Raw genomic sequence first — 16,706 nt, forward strand, 5'->3', positions numbered from 1 at the left:
ACTCTACTGAGCGCCTCCTTTACGGGCCGCGAGGACGGCGAACGTCAGATACTCGCCCTGGTCGGCCTCGAGCATGTCGAGCGCGCCGTCCCGCTCACCGCGGTACTCCGAGAGCGCCCGTGACCAGGCCACCCAATCGGCCCACCCCGACTCCTGAAAGCGCGCTGTCGTCACCTCGACCAGCTCGGTGATCTCCCACTGGAACCGCCACCATTCCGCGGTGTGCCAGGCCAGCGCCTCCCAGCCGACGAGCTTCTTGACATGCGCCGGAATGTGTCCGAGCTCCCGGATCTCCTGGCGGAGCGCTGGGGTGACGACTCCGAGCTGCCCGCCCGGTGCCAGGAATGCGGTCAGGTATGCGAGGTAGTTGTCCGCCGTCCCGAAGTACTCGTAGGCGTCGACGCAGATGATCGCGTCGAAGAACGCCTGGGCGAACGGCAACGTGTGCGCCTCGGCTTTCAGCGTGACCACGCCGTCCACACCTTGCTGGGCGATGTACGCCGCGGCGTCCGTCGGATCCACCCAGAGATCGGCCGCCCAGACCTGGACGCCGTACTCCTTGGCCAGGAACGCGGACGTCGCGCCCTTGCCCGAGCCCAGATCGAGGACCCGCATCCCCGGCCGGAGGTCGAGCTCGCCGGCGAGCTCCTCCAGGAGCCACAGCGGATGTGGGCCCATGTCGCCGGCCAGTAGCCACTCGGCGTCGTAGGCGTTGGATCTCGGGTATCGCTCGTTCTGCAGCACGGGACCAGCCAATCGCGCTTCGGGGCGGGCGGCAACGGAGATTCAGGGATGTCAAAAGGTGCAATTTGGTGGGCGGGGCGGTCTGGGCCGGTTTAGGATCAGCCGCCGGTTGGGGGACCGGGTGTGGATCTTGAGAGGTTTGGGGAGCGATGGCTGAGCAGGGCGGGCCGCGGCCCGGGCATTTTCTGCCGGGTGGGGCTGGGAGTGGCGGCGACGAGCAGGAGGGTGCGCTGCGGGGCTCCGCGCCGCTGGCCGCGCCTACTCCGCGCGTCGGGAAGCGTGCGGACAGCGACGGCCAGGCCGCGCCGCAGCTGCGTGGATCGCGGCTGGACGGGGCGGGGCTGTCCGGCTCGCGGCTCGGTCCGCCGCCGGCGGACGACGCGGCGGCTGCGGCGTACCGGGCGGTGTTCCAGCCGGAGCCGCTCGCCTTCGACCCGAACAAGAAGCGTTCGAAGGCGCTGATCGCGGCGATCGTGATCGCGGTGCTGCTGGTGGTCGCCGGGTGCGTGTACGCGGGGACGAAGCTGCTCTCGGGGAGCGACGGGCTGTTCGCGAACCCGCTGACCTCGCCGTCGGTGAAGTCCGGTGACGAGCCGGTCAAGCAGAAGCGCAAGCCGACGCCGGACGCCGACGTCCTGCGCGGTAACCCGCTGTACGCGGTCGGGAAGCTGCCGACAGTGAAGTGCCCCGAGCCGGCGTTCCGGCCGACGTCCAAGGAGGATGTTCAGGCCTACTACGAGGCGATGATCGCCTGTCTGGACGACGCGTGGCGGCCGCTGGTCGAGAAGGCCGGGTTCGAGTTCCGCTCGCCGCGGCTGATCATCTTCGACGACGACCAGGAGACGGCCTGCGGCGTCCAGAAGAACGTCGCGCTGTACTGCGCGGACGAGCAGGGCGGCAGCGCCACCATGCCCTGGCAGGACGAGGTCGACCTCTACCCGCGGAACCGGGCCGGTATCCGGGTCGCGATGGCGCAGTCGATCGGCTACGTGTACGGCGTCCACCTGCAGAACCTGACCGGCATCTTCGAGTCGTCGGCCAATGTCGGCGACGGCGCCGCGAACAAGGCCGCCGAGCTCGAACAGGACCGGCGGCAGGCGTTACAGGCCTACTGTTTCTCGGCGACCTTCTTCGGCGCGGCGAAGGCGAGTTTCCCGCTGCGCAACGAGCTGCTGCGGCAGTGGAACCAGCAGATCAAGAACGGCGGCGACGAGCAGCGGAAGGGCAAGGTCCGCGACCACGGCTCGGCCAAGAGCCTCGCGCTGTGGATGAACCTGGGCTTCGCGAAGACCGAGCCCGGAGCCTGCAACACCTTCACGGCGGCGGCCGGCCAGGTCGGTTGAGTTATGTTACGGGCACTGCTACGAGCGATAGGGACGAGCAATGCCTGAGGAAACGCCCGCCGGCGGTGTGCCGACGCCGCCCGCCGGAGGTACGCCGACTCCCGCTGGGGAGCCCCCCGCCGTCGCGGAGGGCGGGGCCGCGCGCCCCGACGCCAGCCGGCGTCCGCAACCGCTCGAGCTCGGCAAAGCGCGCGCCCTCTCCGACCCGGCGGAGTCCGCGCTGCGTCGCAAGGCCCGCCCGCTCCCGGCCGACCCCGAGGCGACCTCCGACTACAGCGGCCCCCCAGCGGCGCCCCTGACCGGCGGCCCGCTACCCCCGCTGACCGGCGGACGCCGTCCCGGTGGCTCGCGTCCAGTCGGCTGGCACTCCCCGTCGTCCCGTACCGGCGCCCAGTTCGCCTCCGACGGCCCGCCCGCCCCACCCCCGCGCCGATCCTCCAAAGCCGTCGTAGCCGGCCTCTCCGCCCTCACCCTCGTAGTAACCGCCGCCGTCGGCACCGCCGTCTACAAAGCCATCAGCACCTACGACAGCGACGTCGACAGCCCCCTCTCCCGCCCCTCCGTCCACAAATCCCCAGCCCCCATCCCCACCATCGCCGACCCCACAGTCACCGTCACCGTCCCCGGCGTCCCAGACCTCGTCCGCCTCCAGAAGAACGAGCTCTACAAAGCCGGCAAACTAGCAGCCGCCAACTGCACCGAACCAACAGTCAAACCCAACTCCCAGTCCAACGTCCTCAAGTACTACAAAGGCCTGTTGCCCTGCCTCGACGCTGCCTGGCAGCCACTGATCGAAAAGGCCGGGTACAAGTTCACTTCGCCCAAGCTGCAGTTGCAGAGCAAGAAGCCGACGGGCACCGGTGCGGCCGAGTGTGCCGGCGAGGAGAACGTCGCCTTCTACTGCAGCGTCGACGACAGCATCAACATCAGCTGGAAGCAGGATCTCGAGCGCTACCAGGATGCTCCGCTCGAGGCACGGACCTGGATGATGGCCACGATGGCGCACGAGTACGGTCACCACGTCCAGGAGATGACCGAGATGCTGACCGCGGTTTGGTCACGCGAGGGCTGGGCCAAGACCCGGGCGGAGGAGCTCGAGTGGTCCCGCCGACGGGAGTTGCAGGCGAGCTGCTTCGGCGCCGTGTTCCTCGGCTCGAACAAGTCCACCCTCGGCCTGACCGGCAACCGGCTGCGCCTCTGGGAGTACCAGACCAAGAACAGCGGTGACGAGTTCAACCCGAAGAAGGTCCGCGACCACGGCTCCAAGAAGAACCAGTGGTACTGGGAAGGGCCCGCGTTCAAATCCGCCAACCCTGCCTCCTGCAACACCTTCGTGGCACCGGCTGCTCGGGTGAGTTGAGGGTCAGTCGAGGGGGAGTTTGAAGCCTTCGTGGGATTGGGCGAAGCCTAGGTTGAGGTAGAAGCGGTGGGCTTCGGTGCGGGTTTTGTCGGAGGTCAGTTGGAGGAGGGCGGCGCCGCGGGTGCGGGCTTCGGCGATGGCCCAGTGGATGAGGGTGGTGCCGAGGCCTTCGCCGCGGGCGGGGGCGGCGATCCGGACGGCTTCGATGACGGCGCGGGTGGCGCCGCGGCGGGACAGGCCGGGGATGAAGGTGAGCTGGAGGGTGCCGACCAGGGTGTCGTTGCGTTCGGCAACGGCGAGGAGCTGGTTCGGGTCGGCGTCGATCGCGGCGAAGGCGCGGGTGTACGGCGTCAGGTCGTCGAGGGACTCGCGGGCGGCGCCGAGCGGGTCGTCGGCGAGCATCGCGAGGATGCCGGGGACGTCGGTGGCGGTGGCGCGGCGGATCACGAGCTCGGCGGTCATGGGGGCAGTTTATGCAGAGACTCTTTCGTTGTGATCCAACGATTACACGGGTGTGATCACCGTTTGCCCTGAGCAACGAGGGGAACGGGGATAGTAGACACCACTGCATCCGCCCGTGGCCGGAGTCGTGTGCGGTGCTGCGCGACGGCGGGTGCGGGCCAGTCGGAAGGAAAGTCCGATGAGTCTGCCGTTAGCGATCGACTTCACCCAGCCGTTCGAGGACGCGTTCGGCAAGTTGCTCGGGTTCATCCCGAACCTGCTCGGCGGCCTGGTCATCCTGGTGATCGGGTACTTCGTCGCCAAGGTGCTCGGGAAGCTGGTGGGGAAGCTGCTCGGGCGGGTCGGCTTCGACCAGTGGATGGAACGCGCCGGAGTGTCCGGGGTGCTGCAGCGGTCCGGCACGGGGCTGACCGCTTCGGCGATGCTCGGCAAGGTCGTGTTCTGGTTCGTGTTCCTGATCAGCTTCACGATGTTCGCCTCGGCGCTCGGGGTGCCGGAGATCTCGGCGTTCATGAGCGACATGCTCGGCTACATCCCGCGGATCTTCGCGGCGATCGTGATCATCTGCCTGGCCGCGCTGTTCGCGAACTTCCTGGCCGCGATCATCCGGGGCGCGACCGGGAACGAGACGCTCGCCAAGGTCGGTAAGTACGCGATCCTGGTGTACGCTGCGTTCGCCGCGCTGACCCAGCTGGGCATCGCCGTCCAGCTGACCGGGAACACCCTGCTGATCGTGCTCGCCGGCGCCGCGCTCGCGCTCGGCCTGGCGTTCGGTCTGGGCGGCCGCGAGATGGCCGGCCGCGCGCTGAACAACCTGTTCAGCAAGGACAACCTGAAGCCGGAGGCGTCCAACGGCGCCGCCGCCAACGGGACGGGTTCGAACGGTACGGCGTACCAGGACCCGCAGTACCCGACGACGGCCGACCCGCAGTACCCGGCCGCGCACGGCGCCCAGCAGGGCGGCTGGTCGAACGGCACTCCGCAGAACGGGAACTGGCAGGGCGGACAGCACTGACAGGTTCTCCTCAAGGGCGGGCGGCAACCCACAGGTTGCCGCCCGCTGCCGTGCCTACTCCGCGTCCGGACCCGACCGGCGCACGTCCTCGACCTTGGTCAGCGCCTCGCGCAGGTCGGCCAGCCAGGTGTCCGAGTGCTGCGCGACGAGCTTGACGCACCAGGCCAGCGCGTCGCTGCGCGACCGGGCGACGCCGGCGTCGACGAGCGTGTCGAGCACCTGACGCTCCGGCTGCCGCAGCCGCGTCATCACCGGCGCCGACAGCGAGGTGAAGACCTTCCGCGTCTCGCCGACCTCGAGCCCCCAGGCGACCTTCCGCCGGGTGGCGTGCTCCAGCTCGCGGGCGATCTCGATCCGGCGCTCCCGGGTGTCCTCCCGGAACTGCTTGATCCGCCCCTCTTCGGCGGCGGACTTCTCCGCGGCGCTCACGTCGCCGCTCTGCTCAGGCGCGGCCACCCGACCCACGATCAGGATCTCGTCCCGGTCGATGGTCAGCTCCGGCTCGCCCTCGAACCACTCACCCGGCAGGCGGCCGGTCAACCAGCCACGCACCTTCGCCACATCTGATTCCGTACTCATGTAATCATGATTACACGCTTACGCAAGCCGGAAAAGAACAGGCGGTCCGGTCCGGTAACGGGGATCGGACCGAACCGCCTGGATGTCGCCTACGCGGCAGGGGATGACGCGTAGGCGGACCTGAGGGTGAGGTGGGCAGCGGCCTCGGCGTGGGTGTGGTCCAGGCCGAGCAGCGCCGCCCCTACTACCGGCGGGACGTCGATCACCCGCGCGACCGCCTTCGGGGCAGCGGCCTGGAGCAGGCGGATGATCGTCTCCATCAGCAGCGGGTGACCAGCGGTCAGAACACCGCCGCCGAGGATGACGTCCGTCGGCTCGTCCAGGATGTCCAGCCGACGCATGGCCACGACAGCCATGGTGACGACCTCTTCGGCCTGCCGGTGGACGACGCTGCGCGCGATGGCGTCGCCCGCAGCCGCTACCTGGAACAGGACCGGGCCGGCCTCGAGACGCCGGTTGTACGGGATGTCGCCGAGGTGCAGCGCCTCGATCAGTGCGGTCACCGAGTCGACGCCGTAGTGCGCCGGCAGCGCGGTAGCGAGCGCAGTGGCCGGACCGCGGCCGTCGTCCGCTCGTGCTGCTGCCGAGAACGCCTCGTCAGCGATCTGCTGGCCGCCGCCCCAGTCGCCGGAGATCTTTCCGACGGCCGGGAAGCGCGCAGTGCGCCCGTCCGGCAGCAGACCGGCGCAGTTGATCCCCGCGCCGCACACCACTGCGACGCCGCGCGGCTCGTCCACGCCAGAGCGCAGTAGCGCGAAGGTGTCGTTGGTGACGTACACCGACTCCGCCCAGCCGAACGACTCGAAAGCGATGCTCAGCCGCTCCTCCTCGATCGGGAGGTCGGCGTTCGCCAGACAGGCCGAGATCTGCTGCACCAACGGCCGCCCGCCCAGCGTCAGGCCCGCAGCAGCTGCTGCAGCCCGCACCAGCGGCTCCAGCCCGGCCACTGCGGCGTCCGCACCGATCACGTGCGGCTCGAAGCCGCCACCGCGGGCAGTGCCCAGCACTCGACCGTCAGCCGACACCAGCGCGACGTCCGTCTTGCTGTTGCCGGCATCGAAGGCCAGGACGCCGCCGGGCACCTGTGCGGTGCTCATTGCGCCCACGGCAGATGCGCCTTGTTGTGGGCGATCAGCTTGTCGGTGAGCTGGTCGGCGATCGAGATCTGCCCAACGAGCGGGTGTGCGAGAAGCGCCTCGAAGACCCGCTCCCGGCCGCCCTTGATGGCCGCCTGGAGGGCCAGGTCCTCGTACGCCGTCACGTGCGCGACCAGACCGGCGTACAGCGGCTCCAGCGGGGAGACCGCGACCGGCATCGCGCCGTCCGCGCCGACGGTCGCCGGGACCTCGATGACGGCGTCGTCGGCCAGGAACGGGAACGTGCCGTCGTTCAGCGTGTTCACGACCTGTACGTCGCCGACGTCGTTCAGCAGTGACGACGCCAGGTCCACAGCGGCCTCGGAGTAGTACGCACCGCCACGCTTCTCGAGCAGGGCAGGCTTCTCGTCGAGCTGTGGGTCGGCGTACATCTCCAGCAGCTGGGTTTCCAACGCGGCCACCTCCGCAGCGCGCGACGGCTTGGTCAGGAGCTCCTGCACCACCTCGTCGTGCTGGTAGAAGTAGCGCAGGTAGTACGACGGTACGACACCCAGCTGCAGCAGCAGCTCCGCCGGAAGCTTCAGATCCGCCGCCAGCTCGGCCACGTGCCCTTCGAACAGCTTCGGCAGCATGTCCTCGCCATTGACGCGGACGGCGCGCTCCCAGGTGAGGTGGTTCAGGCCGACGTGGTCCAGCTGCACCTCACTCGGCTGGACGCCCAGCAGCTTCGCGAACCGCCGCTGGAAGCCGATGGCCACGTTGCACAGCCCGACTGCCTTGTGACCGTGTGACAGCAGCGCCCGGGTCACGATGCCGACCGGGTTGGTGAAGTCGATGATCCAGGCGTTCGGGTTGGTCTTGCGGACCCGCTCGGCGATGTCCAGCACCACCGGCACCGTGCGCAGCGCCTTGGCCAGACCGCCCGCCCCGGTCGTCTCCTGACCGACACAGCCGCACTCCAGCGGCCAGGTCTCGTCTTCGTTGCGTGCCGCCTGCCCGCCGACCCGCAGCTGCAGCAGGACGGCGTCCGCGCCGTCGATTCCGGCGTCGACGTCGGTGGTGGTGACGACGCGACCGGGGTGACCTTGTTTCGCGAAGATCCGCTCCGCGAGCCCACCGACGAGTTTCAGGCGGTCCTCGGCCGGGTCGACCAGGACCAGCTCGGTCACCGGCAGCGTGTCACGCAGCCGGGCGAAACCGTCGACGAGTTCGGGAGTGTAGGTGGATCCGCCGCCTACGACTGTGAGTTTCAACCTTTGACCCCTGTGAGTGTGACGCCTTCGATGAAGGCCTTCTGAGCGAAGAAGAACAAGATGATCACCGGGGCCATCACCAGCAAGGTGGCGGCCATGGTGAGGTTCCAGTTGGTGTGGTGCGCGCCCTTGAAGGATTCCAGGCCGTAGCTGAGGGTCCAGGCGGCCGGGTTCTCGCTGGCGTAGATCTGCGGTCCGAAGTAGTCGTTCCAGCAGTAGAAGAACTGGAACAGCGCGACCGCCGCGATGGCCGGGCGGGCCATCGGCAGCACGATCCGGACCAGGGCCTTGAACTCACCGCAGCCGTCGACCTTCGCGGCGTCCACGTAGTCCTTCGGAATCGTCAGCAGGAACTGGCGGAGCAGGAAGATCGAGAACGCGTCGGTGAAGGCCATCGGGATGATCAGCGGCCACAGCGTCCCGGACAGCTGCAGCTCCTTGGCCCAGAACAGGTACATCGGGACGATGACGACCTGGGGCGGGAGCATCATCGTCGCGATCACCAGCATCAGCGCCGCGTTGCGGCCGCGGAACTTGAAGCGGGCCAGCGCGTACGCGACCGGGATACTCGACACCAGCGTGAAGGTGGTGCCGAGGACGGCGTACATCAAGGTGTTCTTCCACCAGGTCAGGAAGCCCGGTGTGTTCCAGACCGTCGTCAGGTTCTCCCAGTGCCAGCTGTTCGGCCACAGGTCCCGGGTGAGGGCCTGCTGGTCGGACATCAGCGCGGTGAGGGCCACGAAGACGAACGGGAGGACGAAGAACAGCGCGGCCGCGATCGCGAGCGAGTGCACGGCCACCCAGTGCAGGAAGCGCGTCCGGCGGGCCTCCCGGCCGGCCGTGGAGAGCGTGACCGGAGAGGTCAAGGTGGTGCTTGTCATGGCGAGACCCCTTTCAGTCGTTACCGAGGAAGCCGCTGCGGCGGCGCATCAGGATGGCGGTGAAGATCATGGCCAGCGCGAACAGCACGAGCGCGACCACCGAGGCGCCACCGGTGTCGAACCGCTGGAAGCCGAGGTTGTAGACGAGCTGCGGCAGGGTCAGCGTGGACTTCTCCGGATAGCCGGGCTCGAACTGCTGACCCGAGCCGCCGATCACGCCGCTCGCGACTTTCCCGGCCACCAGTGGCTGGGTGTAGTACTGCATGGTCGCGATGACGCCGGTGACGACCGCGAACAGCACGATCGGCGAGATGTTCGGGAGCGTGACGAACCAGAACCGGTGCCACGCGCCGGCGCCGTCCAGGGACGCCGCCTCGTACTGTTCCAGCGGGACGTCGAGCAGCGACGCCATGAAGATCACCATCAGGTCGCCGATCCCCCACAGCGCCAGCAGCGTGAGCGCCGGCTTCGACCAGGCCGGGTCGTTGAACCAGCCGGGCTGCGGGAGCCCGATCGCGCCGAGGATGTTGTTCACCGGCCCGGTCCCCGGGTTCAGCAGGAACACGAACGACATCGTCGCGGCCACCGGCGGGGCCAGGTAGGGCAGGTAGAAGGCGGTGCGGAAGAAACCCGCACCGGTCTTCACCTTCGTGATCAGCATCCCGATCCCGAGCCCGAACACGACCCGCAGCGAGACCATCACGATCACCAGCCAGAGCGTGTTGCGCAGGGCCGGCCAGAAGAACGGGTAGTCGTTGAAGACGTAGCTCCAGTTCTTCAGGCCGGTCCACACCGGAGGCGTGAACCCGTCGTACTTCATGAAGCTGAAGTAGACGGTCGAGATCAGCGGGTAGAGAAAGAAGACGCTGACCCCGATCAGCCAGGGCGACAGGAAGGCCAGCGTGCGCAGCCGGTCCTGACGATGTTTACGCCGTAGTCCTGGAGACGTCATTTGCTCTGGGCCAGATCCTTGTCGATCTGCTCGTCGGTCTGCTTCAGACCGGCGGCCAGGTCCGGCACCTTGCCGGCCTCGTGCTGGTAGGCGAAGCCCTGGAAGGTGAGCTGGTACGCGCCGCCGTTCGGGCTGGCCGGGGTGGTGTTGCTCTTCGGGTGCTGCGCGATGTCCAGGAAGACCTTGAAGTTCTCGTCGACCTTCAGGTTCGGCGACTTCAGCGCGTCCAGCGTCGACGGGATGTTCCGGATGCCGTTGGAGAAGTTCACCACGGCCTCGGTGTCGGTGGTCATGTACTTGACCAGCTCCCAGGCGGCGTTCTGCTTGGTGCTCGGGCTGGCGATACCGATGATCGTGCCGGCCAGGTAGCCCTTGCCGTAGGTGTCGGCCTGGTCGTCCGGGACCGGGAACGGCGCGACGCCGATGTCGAACTTCACGCCCGCGTCCTTGGCCATCCCGAGCCGCCACTCACCGTCGATCGACATCACGGTCTGGCCGGTGTGGAACGGGTTCTTGGAGCCCCACTCGTCACCGAAGGTGTTGCGGTACTTCTCCAGCTTGGCGTAGCCGCCGAGCGACTCGACCAGGTTCTTCTGCCACTTCAGCATGCTGGCGAACGCCGGGTCGCCGGCCAGGTTCGACTTGCCCTCCGGCGTCAGGTACGTCGGGTTCCACATCGCGGCGAAGTGACCGGTGGTCGACTCGTAGCCGTGGAAGTTCGGCATGAAGCCGAGCTGGGAGTAGCTGTCGCCCTTCTCCTTGGTCAGCTGCTTGGCGATCTTGTCGAACTCCGACAGCGTCTTCGGCGGCGCGGTGATCCCGGCGGCCTTGAACGCGTCCTTGTTGTAGTACAGGCCGTAGGCGTCGTTCAGCAGCGGCAGCGCGCAGCGCTTGCCCTCGTACTGGGTGTAGTCCTGCAGCGCCTTCGGGAAGGTCTTGTCCACGTCGATCCCGGACTTGTCCAGGAACGGCTTCAGGTCGGCGAACACGTTCGAGGTGCAGAACGAGCCGACGTTGTCGGTGGTGAACGACGAGACGACGTCGGGGGAGTTCGGGCCGCCGGCGCGCAGCGCCTGCTTGATCTTGTCGTCGTTGATGTTGCCGACGACCTTCACCTTGATATTCGGATGCTTCGCCTCGAACGCCTTCACGTTGGCGTCGATCGCGGCGGCTTCGCTGGGTGCGCTCCAGCCGTGCCAGAAGGTGATGGTCACGGGCTTGGTGGCGTCGTCGTTGGCCTGCGGGGCCGGTGACGAACCGGTGCAGGCGGTGACCAGGAGGGCCACCGCGGCGGTGCCGATGGCGGCGAGAGACAGGCGTTGCATCCGTTGACTCCTAGGGGATGGGTGGACTTGCGGTGTCGAAGACTTCGTCGCGAGTGGTGCTCAGGGCGGACTGCAGCGCACCCGACAGAACTGGGTCGGTGTGGATCGCGGTCATCAGCAACCGCGGCCGTGGGACGGCGAGATCGGCCAGCTCGTCCTGGACCAGGCCGCGCAGCCGCTCGCCACCGGCGGTGATGACACCGCCGGCGAGCACGATCAGCTCCGGGTCGACGACCGCGACGATCGCGGCCAGACCCACAGCGAGTCGATGAGCGAACTCGTTCAGGACGGCGTCACCGGCGTCCTGACCGTGTAGTGCGGCGGCGATCGCCGCCTCCGGCGTCCGGGCCTTGAGGCCGTGGGACCGGGCCAGGGCCAGGACCGGTTCGCCACCGGCCAGCTCCTGGAAACCTCCCGCGTTGTTGCGGCCGACGTTGCGTACCAGCGGCGTGCCGGGCAGCGGCATGAACGCGACCTCGCCGGCGCCGCCGGTGGCGCCGCGGTGCAGCCGGCCGTTCACGACGATCGCCGCGCCGATACCCTCCTCGCCCCACAGCAGCACGAAGTTCTCGCTGTCCTGGGCGTGGCCGATCTGGCGCTCGGCGACTGCGGCCATGTTCACGTCGTTGTCGACCTCGAGCGGCGCCTCGATCGCGGAGGCCAGCTCGTCGAGCAGGTGCGGCGCGTGCCAGCCGGGCAGGTGGGTCGCGTACCGCAGCCGGCCGGTCGTCGGGTCGAAACCACCCGGGGTACCGATCGCGACCCGATGCAGCCGCGCGCGGTTCAGGCCCGCTTCGCCGGCGGCGCCGTCCAGAGCCTTGATGACCCGCTCGACGGTGCCCTTGGCGCTGCGGCCCGGGGTCGGCAGCTCGTAGCGGCCGACCACCTTGCCGGTGATATCGGCGATCGCGGAGCGGATCCGGGCCGGGGTGACGTCGAGACCGGCGACGTACGCGATACCGCCGTTGATCTCGTAGAGCTGTGCGTTCGGGCCGGGCCGACCGGCCGTGGTGCCGCTGGCCCGGACCAGGTTGGCGGCCTCCAGGCGCGCCAGGAGCTGGGAGGCCGTCGGCTTCGAGAGGCCGGTCAGGTGTCCCAGCGTGGTGCGGGACAGTGGGCCCTGCGAGAGCAGCAGGTCCAGGGCGGCCCGGTCGTTCATCGCGCGGAGCAGCCGGGGTGTTCCAGGTGTTGTCGCCATGGGATAACCCTGCCTCCCCTCGCGGTTCTCGTGGCGTCGGCTCGCTGCGTAAGACGCAATCGAGTCAACTGTTAGGAAACTTTCCTATTACCGCGAGACCGTACGGTGCCCGACCCGAGCTGTCAATCATTGGCAATCAGTTAGGGTTGCCTAATATGTCGACAGGGGAGTTGCTGAGGCGGGCGGTACGGCGGCATCGGGGGCGCGTCGGGGTCGGCGTCCTGTTGCTGGCGCTGCACCAGGCGAGTGAGGCCGCGGTGCCGGTGGCGATCGGCATCTTTGTGGACCGGGCGGTCGCCAGTGGCGACTATCAGCCGTTGCTGTGGTGCGTTCTGATGATGGTCGTGCTGTTCGCCGTGCTGTCCAACGCGTGGCGGCTCGGTGCCCGGCAGATCGTGCGGGCCGTCGAGTACGAGACCCACGAGCTGCGGCTCGAGATCGCTCGCCGGGTGCTGGATCCGCGTGGCCACCGCACCGGTCTGCGGTCCGGGGAGCTCTTGTCGATCGCGACCTCGGATGCGGAGAAGGTCTCGCACCTCATCTGGGCGGTGGCGCTGTCGACGGCCGCGAGTACGGCGTTGATCGTGTCGTCGGTGTCGCTGCTGCTGATCGACGTCCCCCTCGGGCTGGGCGTCCTGATCGGCGTACCGCTCGTGCTGTCGGGGATTCAGGCGCTGGCGCCGCTGTTGACTCGGCGTACGTCGGCCCAGCAGGAGGCGGTCGCTCAGACGACCGCACTGGCTACCGACCTGGTCGGTGGGCTGCGGACGCTGCGCGGAATCGGTGCCCAGCACAATGCGGCTGCCCGGTACCGCCAGTCGAGCCGGCAGACGTTGCAGGCAACGCTGCGCGCCGTGTCGACCGGTGGACTGCAGGACGGCGTTGCTACTGCGCTAAGCGGTTTCCTGTTGGCTGCGGTCGCCGGTGTGGCTGGCTGGTTCGCCCTGACTGGGCGGATCACGATCGGTGAGCTGATCACCGTCGTTGGCTTGGCGCAGTTCGTGGCTGAGCCGGTGGGCACGCTGGGCTATGCGAGTCAGGCGCTGGCCACTGCGCGTGCGTCGGCCGGTCGGTTGGTCTCGGTGCTCGCCGCGCCTCCGTGGGTGGTGAGTGGGTCGTCGCGGGCGATCGATGCGGACAAACCCCTGCTGGAGTTGGGCGGCGTCTCCTACAAGACGCTGTCGGGGGTCGACCTCGCCATACGACCGGGTGAGTCCGTCGGGGTGCTCTGTTACGACCCACGGGACGCCGACGCCCTGCTGGACCTGGTCATCGGACGGGCGCCCGACCACGTTGGCACGGTTCGTGTCGGTGGTACGGCGATCGACGAGCTGGACATCGACGTACTGCGCAACACAGTGCTGCTGGAGCAGCACGACACCGATCTGTTCGAGGGAACGCCGCGCAGCAACCTGCTGGTGGACTCTGCGGACTTGGAGCGGGTGATGACTGCGGCGGGTGCGGCCGACCTGATCGACGAGCTGGACCGTCCGCTGGCTGACCGTGGTCAGTCCTTGTCCGGTGGCCAGCGGCAGCGCCTCGGCTTGGCGCGAGCTTTGCTGGCCGATCCGCCGCTTCTGGTGTTGCACGACCCCAGTACGGCGGTGGACGCCGTGACCGAGGAGCTGTTGGCGGAGGGGCTGGTCGACGTCCGGTCCGCGCAGACGACGCTGGTGCTGACCAGTAGTCCGGCTCTGCTCGGCAAGATGGACCGGGTGGTCGTGCTGGCCGACGGCGTCATCGTTGCCGAGGGGCTGCACGCCGAGCTGGCCGAGTCCGACGCGGCGTACCAGGGGGCGGTGCTCCGATGAACCTGCTGCCGATTGCCGGCCGACGGGCGACCTGGGCCTTGCTGTGGAGCGAGGTCCGCAAGCTGCGGGTTCGCGCGATCCTTGCGGCGTTGGTGATCACCGCTGCGAGCGCGGCCGGTCTGGTTGCGCCCTGGGCGCTGGGCGTGCTCGTGGACGACGTCTCCACCGGCGGCGACCGGTCGGCGATCATCAAGGTCGTAGTGCTGATCGCAGGCGGCGCACTGCTGTCCGGGCTCCTCACCGCCCTCGGGGTCATGTTGGTCGCCCGGGTGGGCGAGACAGTGCTCGCGCGGATCCGCGAGCGGGTGCTCGACCGAGCCCTGCAGCTGCCGTCGCCGGTGCTCGACAAGGTCCGGACAGGCGACCTGTTGTCCCGGGTCGGTGATGACGTGTCGACCGTGGCCACCGCGCTGACCGAAGTCGGTCCGGCCGTGCTGGCTGCGTCGCTGACGATCGTGCTGACGGCCGGCGGCCTCTTCGCCCTCGACTGGCGGCTCGGTCTGGTCGGTCTGCTCGCCGTACCGATGTATCTGCTCGCGTTGCGCTGGTACCTGCCGCGGTCCGCGCCGTTCTATGCCAAGGAACGCGTCGCGATGGGCGACCGGTCCGAGGCGATCATCGCGTCGCTGCGTGGCGCCGGGACGGTCCGTGCGTACCGGCTGGAGGAGACGCAGCTGGGGAAGATCCGGGACACCTCGGCGACTGCGCGCGACCTGTCGATCGAGGTGTTCAGGCTGTTCAGCTTCTTCTCGACGCGGATCAACCACTCCGAGTTCGTCGGGCTGACCTCGATCCTGGTGGCCGGCTTCTTCCTGGTCCGCGCCGACGCGATCACGATCGGCGCCGTGACGGCCGCCGCGTTGTACTTCCACCGGCTGTTCAATCCGGTCAACATCGTGCTGATGCAGTTCGACCAGATCCAGACCGCGGGCGCGGGAATGGCCCGGCTGGCCGGCGTCCTGGAGATGGAGCAGATCCCGGAGCCGCCGGATGGTCCTGGGCCGGCGGACGCGTCGATCGAGTTGTCGAACATCGGGCACGCGTACGACGGGCCGCTCGTGGTGGACGGGGTGTCACTGCGGCTGGAGCCAGGGGAGCGGGTCGCGCTCGTTGGGGCTAGCGGCGCTGGAAAGACCACACTGGCGGCGCTGGCGGCCGGCGTCCTGACTCCAACCGCTGGTGTGGTGAAGCTGGGCGGTGTGGATGTGCAGGCGCTTGGCGAGGATCGGACGCGTGCACAGGTTGCTCTGCTCAGCCAGGAAGTGCATGTGTTCTCGGGAACGCTGGCCGAGGACGTACGCCTGGCTCGGCCCGAGGCGACTGATGGTGAGATCGAAGCGGCGTTGGAACGCGTTGGAGCGCTGGCCTGGGTGCGGGCGCTTCCCGACGGTGTGGAGACCGTTGTCGGTGAGGAAGGGCATCAGCTGACCGGCGCGCAGTCGCAGCAGCTCGCTTTCGCCCGTCTGGTCCTGGCTGACCCACCAGTCGCCGTACTGGATGAAGCGACCGCAGAGGCCGGCAGTGCGGGCGCGCGTGAGCTCGAACGGGCCAGCGTGGCCGCAACGGCCGGGCGGACGACGCTGATCGTCGCGCACCGACTCACCCAAGCAGAGCAGGCGGATCGGATCGTCGTCCTCGATCACGGTCGAGTCGTCGAGACCGGCACCCATACCGCGCTCTTGGCCAGCGGCGGTCGCTACGCCCAGCTCTGGCGAAGCTGGACGGGCTTCAAGCCTGGTGGGCCAGGAGGGCGAACGACACCAGCCAATGCGTCGACATGAAGTCGCCTTCGGTGACTGTCGGCAGGACTGGCTCGATCTGACGGTCCGCACCGGCGCGCAGGACGTCGGCGACGTCCGGCAGGCTCGGTGCGATTGTGCGGAGCTGCCAGGCGCGTGACAACGCCAGACCGGACAGGTGTGCGAGCTGTCCGTCACCGGAGTCATCGGTGACGGGTAGTTCCAGTAGATGCTGGTGATTCGTGGTGCCCAGCCCGGGAAGGAAGGCCGGCAACCAGTCGGCGAACTCCTGCGGGGTAAGGACCCGTCGCATCAGCTCGGCCTCCGACAGTGCCGGTGAGAGGAAGTCGGTGCCGGACGGTTCGAAGCGAGTGTCGTACGCCGTGTCCTGGCCAAACCAGTCGAGTGCACGGGCTCGGACTGCGTCGACCACATCGCTGCGGCCGAGTTCGGCGTACGCCTCGATCAGTAGGGACAGAGCGAACGCGGTGTTGAGGTGAGCGCCGTGCCGGACGGGGTAGGCCTGGCGGGGCAGCCAGTCCAGCACCAGATCGGCGATCACGTCGCCTAGCGGCTTCAGCGGCCACCGATCGTGCCCGGCCGCGACCAGCATTGCCGCCCAGGCCCAGCCGTACGGACGCTCGTACGACGGGCGCTCCCGCAAGTACGCCGCCTCGGTCGCGATCGCCTCCGGCGTCAGCCGCTGGTTGAGCAACTCGACTGGCCGGGGACCGACCTGGTCCGGTGCCAAGGTCAGCAACCGGACCAGCGACCACTGCATGTGTGCGCTGGAGTGCCAGTCGTAGGACCCGTGGAACGCCGGGTGTAGGCGCTCCGGGGTCACATCGACGTCCTCTGGTCCTCTCGAGGCATGCGCGGCGCCGTACGGGTACGGCGTCTCGAGGACCTCACAGGCGATCGCGGACCAGCTGGCGGCGTACTCCATC

15 protein-coding genes are annotated in these 16,706 nt (G+C 68.5%); 5 read left to right on the top strand and 10 right to left on the bottom strand.

Annotated features, from left to right (window positions below; genetic code table 11):
• Positions 1 to 3: 3 nt before the first annotated feature.
• A complete protein-coding gene (locus ACZ6ZD_RS13930) occupies positions 4 to 744 on the bottom strand; it encodes an SAM-dependent methyltransferase (RefSeq protein WP_465671758.1) in 741 nt (246 codons plus the stop codon).
• A gap of 149 nt (positions 745 to 893) precedes the next feature.
• Here ACZ6ZD_RS13930 and ACZ6ZD_RS13935 point away from each other — a divergent pair, with 149 nt between their 5' ends.
• Together ACZ6ZD_RS13935 and ACZ6ZD_RS13940 are read left to right on the top strand one after the other, a co-directional pair.
• Complete coding sequence (locus tag ACZ6ZD_RS13935) at positions 894 to 2,087, top strand: neutral zinc metallopeptidase (RefSeq protein WP_465671760.1); 1,194 nt, start codon at positions 894 to 896, stop codon at positions 2,085 to 2,087.
• A 40-nt stretch (positions 2,088 to 2,127) separates the two neighbouring features.
• Positions 2,128 to 3,447, top strand: coding sequence for a neutral zinc metallopeptidase (locus ACZ6ZD_RS13940; RefSeq protein ID WP_465671762.1), 1,320 nt, complete (start codon positions 2,128 to 2,130; stop codon positions 3,445 to 3,447).
• Between the two features lie 3 nt (positions 3,448 to 3,450).
• On the opposite strand, the gene ACZ6ZD_RS13945 is transcribed toward ACZ6ZD_RS13940, so the two are convergent.
• The gene (locus ACZ6ZD_RS13945; RefSeq protein ID WP_465671764.1) at positions 3,451 to 3,909 is read right to left on the bottom strand and encodes a GNAT family N-acetyltransferase; all 459 of its coding nucleotides are present in this window, start codon (positions 3,907 to 3,909) and stop codon (positions 3,451 to 3,453) included.
• A gap of 178 nt (positions 3,910 to 4,087) precedes the next feature.
• On the opposite strand from ACZ6ZD_RS13945, the gene ACZ6ZD_RS13950 reads away from it, so the two are divergent.
• Entirely contained in the window at positions 4,088 to 4,924 is an 837-nt protein-coding gene (locus ACZ6ZD_RS13950; RefSeq protein ID WP_465671766.1) for a membrane protein, read from the top strand.
• Between the two features lie 54 nt (positions 4,925 to 4,978).
• On the opposite strand, the gene ACZ6ZD_RS13955 is transcribed toward ACZ6ZD_RS13950, so the two are convergent.
• The 7 genes from ACZ6ZD_RS13955 to ACZ6ZD_RS13985 form a co-directional block, all read right to left on the bottom strand.
• Positions 4,979 to 5,503 carry a hypothetical protein gene (locus tag ACZ6ZD_RS13955; RefSeq protein WP_465671768.1) on the bottom strand — a complete coding sequence of 175 codons (525 nt, stop codon included), beginning with the start codon at positions 5,501 to 5,503 and terminating at the stop codon, positions 4,979 to 4,981.
• A gap of 89 nt (positions 5,504 to 5,592) precedes the next feature.
• Entirely contained in the window at positions 5,593 to 6,600 is a 1,008-nt protein-coding gene (locus tag ACZ6ZD_RS13960) for an N-acetylglucosamine kinase (RefSeq protein WP_465671770.1), read from the bottom strand.
• The gene (locus ACZ6ZD_RS13965) at positions 6,597 to 7,853 is read right to left on the bottom strand and encodes a 6-phospho-beta-glucosidase (protein WP_465671772.1); all 1,257 of its coding nucleotides are present in this window, start codon (positions 7,851 to 7,853) and stop codon (positions 6,597 to 6,599) included. Before ACZ6ZD_RS13965 ends, ACZ6ZD_RS13960 begins: the two co-directional genes overlap by 4 nt.
• Positions 7,850 to 8,734, bottom strand: coding sequence for a carbohydrate ABC transporter permease (locus ACZ6ZD_RS13970; protein WP_465671774.1), 885 nt, complete (start codon positions 8,732 to 8,734; stop codon positions 7,850 to 7,852). The genes ACZ6ZD_RS13965 and ACZ6ZD_RS13970 overlap by 4 nt, the downstream gene beginning before the upstream one ends.
• A 13-nt stretch (positions 8,735 to 8,747) precedes the next feature.
• On the bottom strand, positions 8,748 to 9,686 hold the full coding sequence (locus ACZ6ZD_RS13975) for a carbohydrate ABC transporter permease (protein WP_465671776.1): 939 nt from the start codon (positions 9,684 to 9,686) through the stop codon (positions 8,748 to 8,750).
• Positions 9,683 to 11,011 (bottom strand): ABC transporter substrate-binding protein, encoded by a 1,329-nt coding sequence (locus ACZ6ZD_RS13980; RefSeq protein ID WP_465671778.1) that lies wholly within the window; start codon positions 11,009 to 11,011, stop codon positions 9,683 to 9,685. The genes ACZ6ZD_RS13975 and ACZ6ZD_RS13980 overlap by 4 nt, the downstream gene beginning before the upstream one ends.
• A 10-nt stretch (positions 11,012 to 11,021) precedes the next feature.
• Positions 11,022 to 12,209 (bottom strand): ROK family transcriptional regulator, encoded by a 1,188-nt coding sequence (locus ACZ6ZD_RS13985; protein WP_465671780.1) that lies wholly within the window; start codon positions 12,207 to 12,209, stop codon positions 11,022 to 11,024.
• A gap of 155 nt (positions 12,210 to 12,364) precedes the next feature.
• On the opposite strand from ACZ6ZD_RS13985, the gene ACZ6ZD_RS13990 reads away from it, so the two are divergent.
• Positions 12,365 to 14,020, top strand: a complete 1,656-nt coding sequence (locus ACZ6ZD_RS13990; protein ID WP_465671782.1) for an ABC transporter ATP-binding protein — start codon at positions 12,365 to 12,367, stop codon at positions 14,018 to 14,020.
• The gene (locus tag ACZ6ZD_RS13995; protein WP_465671784.1) at positions 14,017 to 15,801 is read left to right on the top strand and encodes an ABC transporter ATP-binding protein; all 1,785 of its coding nucleotides are present in this window, start codon (positions 14,017 to 14,019) and stop codon (positions 15,799 to 15,801) included. The genes ACZ6ZD_RS13990 and ACZ6ZD_RS13995 overlap by 4 nt, the downstream gene beginning before the upstream one ends.
• Here the strand turns inward: ACZ6ZD_RS13995 and ACZ6ZD_RS14000 are convergent.
• A complete protein-coding gene (locus ACZ6ZD_RS14000; protein ID WP_465671786.1) occupies positions 15,749 to 16,705 on the bottom strand; it encodes a DUF2891 family protein in 957 nt (318 codons plus the stop codon). The two genes, ACZ6ZD_RS13995 and ACZ6ZD_RS14000, sit on opposite strands and share 53 nt — an antisense overlap.
• Between the last annotated feature and the right edge of the window lies 1 nt (position 16,706).

It is taken from the genome of Kribbella sp. NPDC104218 (genome assembly GCF_055584105.1).

Bases quoted from the DNA above. Each gene is read 5' to 3' on its own strand.
- ACZ6ZD_RS13975 (WP_465671776.1), bottom strand. From the start codon at position 9,686: ATGACGTCTCCAGGACTACGGCGTAAACATCGTCAGGACCGGCTGCGC.
- ACZ6ZD_RS13945 (WP_465671764.1), bottom strand. From the start codon at position 3,909: ATGACCGCCGAGCTCGTGATCCGCCGCGCCACCGCCACCGACGTCCCC.
- ACZ6ZD_RS13960 (WP_465671770.1), bottom strand. From the start codon at position 6,600: ATGAGCACCGCACAGGTGCCCGGCGGCGTCCTGGCCTTCGATGCCGGC.
- ACZ6ZD_RS13995 (WP_465671784.1), top strand. From the start codon at position 14,017: ATGAACCTGCTGCCGATTGCCGGCCGACGGGCGACCTGGGCCTTGCTG.
- ACZ6ZD_RS14000 (WP_465671786.1), bottom strand. From the start codon at position 16,705: ATGGAGTACGCCGCCAGCTGGTCCGCGATCGCCTGTGAGGTCCTCGAG.
- ACZ6ZD_RS13935 (WP_465671760.1), top strand. From the start codon at position 894: ATGGCTGAGCAGGGCGGGCCGCGGCCCGGGCATTTTCTGCCGGGTGGG.
- ACZ6ZD_RS13950 (WP_465671766.1), top strand. From the start codon at position 4,088: ATGAGTCTGCCGTTAGCGATCGACTTCACCCAGCCGTTCGAGGACGCG.
- ACZ6ZD_RS13955 (WP_465671768.1), bottom strand. From the start codon at position 5,503: ATGAGTACGGAATCAGATGTGGCGAAGGTGCGTGGCTGGTTGACCGGC.
- ACZ6ZD_RS13980 (WP_465671778.1), bottom strand. From the start codon at position 11,011: ATGCAACGCCTGTCTCTCGCCGCCATCGGCACCGCCGCGGTGGCCCTC.
- ACZ6ZD_RS13990 (WP_465671782.1), top strand. From the start codon at position 12,365: ATGTCGACAGGGGAGTTGCTGAGGCGGGCGGTACGGCGGCATCGGGGG.
- ACZ6ZD_RS13970 (WP_465671774.1), bottom strand. From the start codon at position 8,734: ATGACAAGCACCACCTTGACCTCTCCGGTCACGCTCTCCACGGCCGGC.
- ACZ6ZD_RS13985 (WP_465671780.1), bottom strand. From the start codon at position 12,209: ATGGCGACAACACCTGGAACACCCCGGCTGCTCCGCGCGATGAACGAC.
- ACZ6ZD_RS13940 (WP_465671762.1), top strand. From the start codon at position 2,128: ATGCCTGAGGAAACGCCCGCCGGCGGTGTGCCGACGCCGCCCGCCGGA.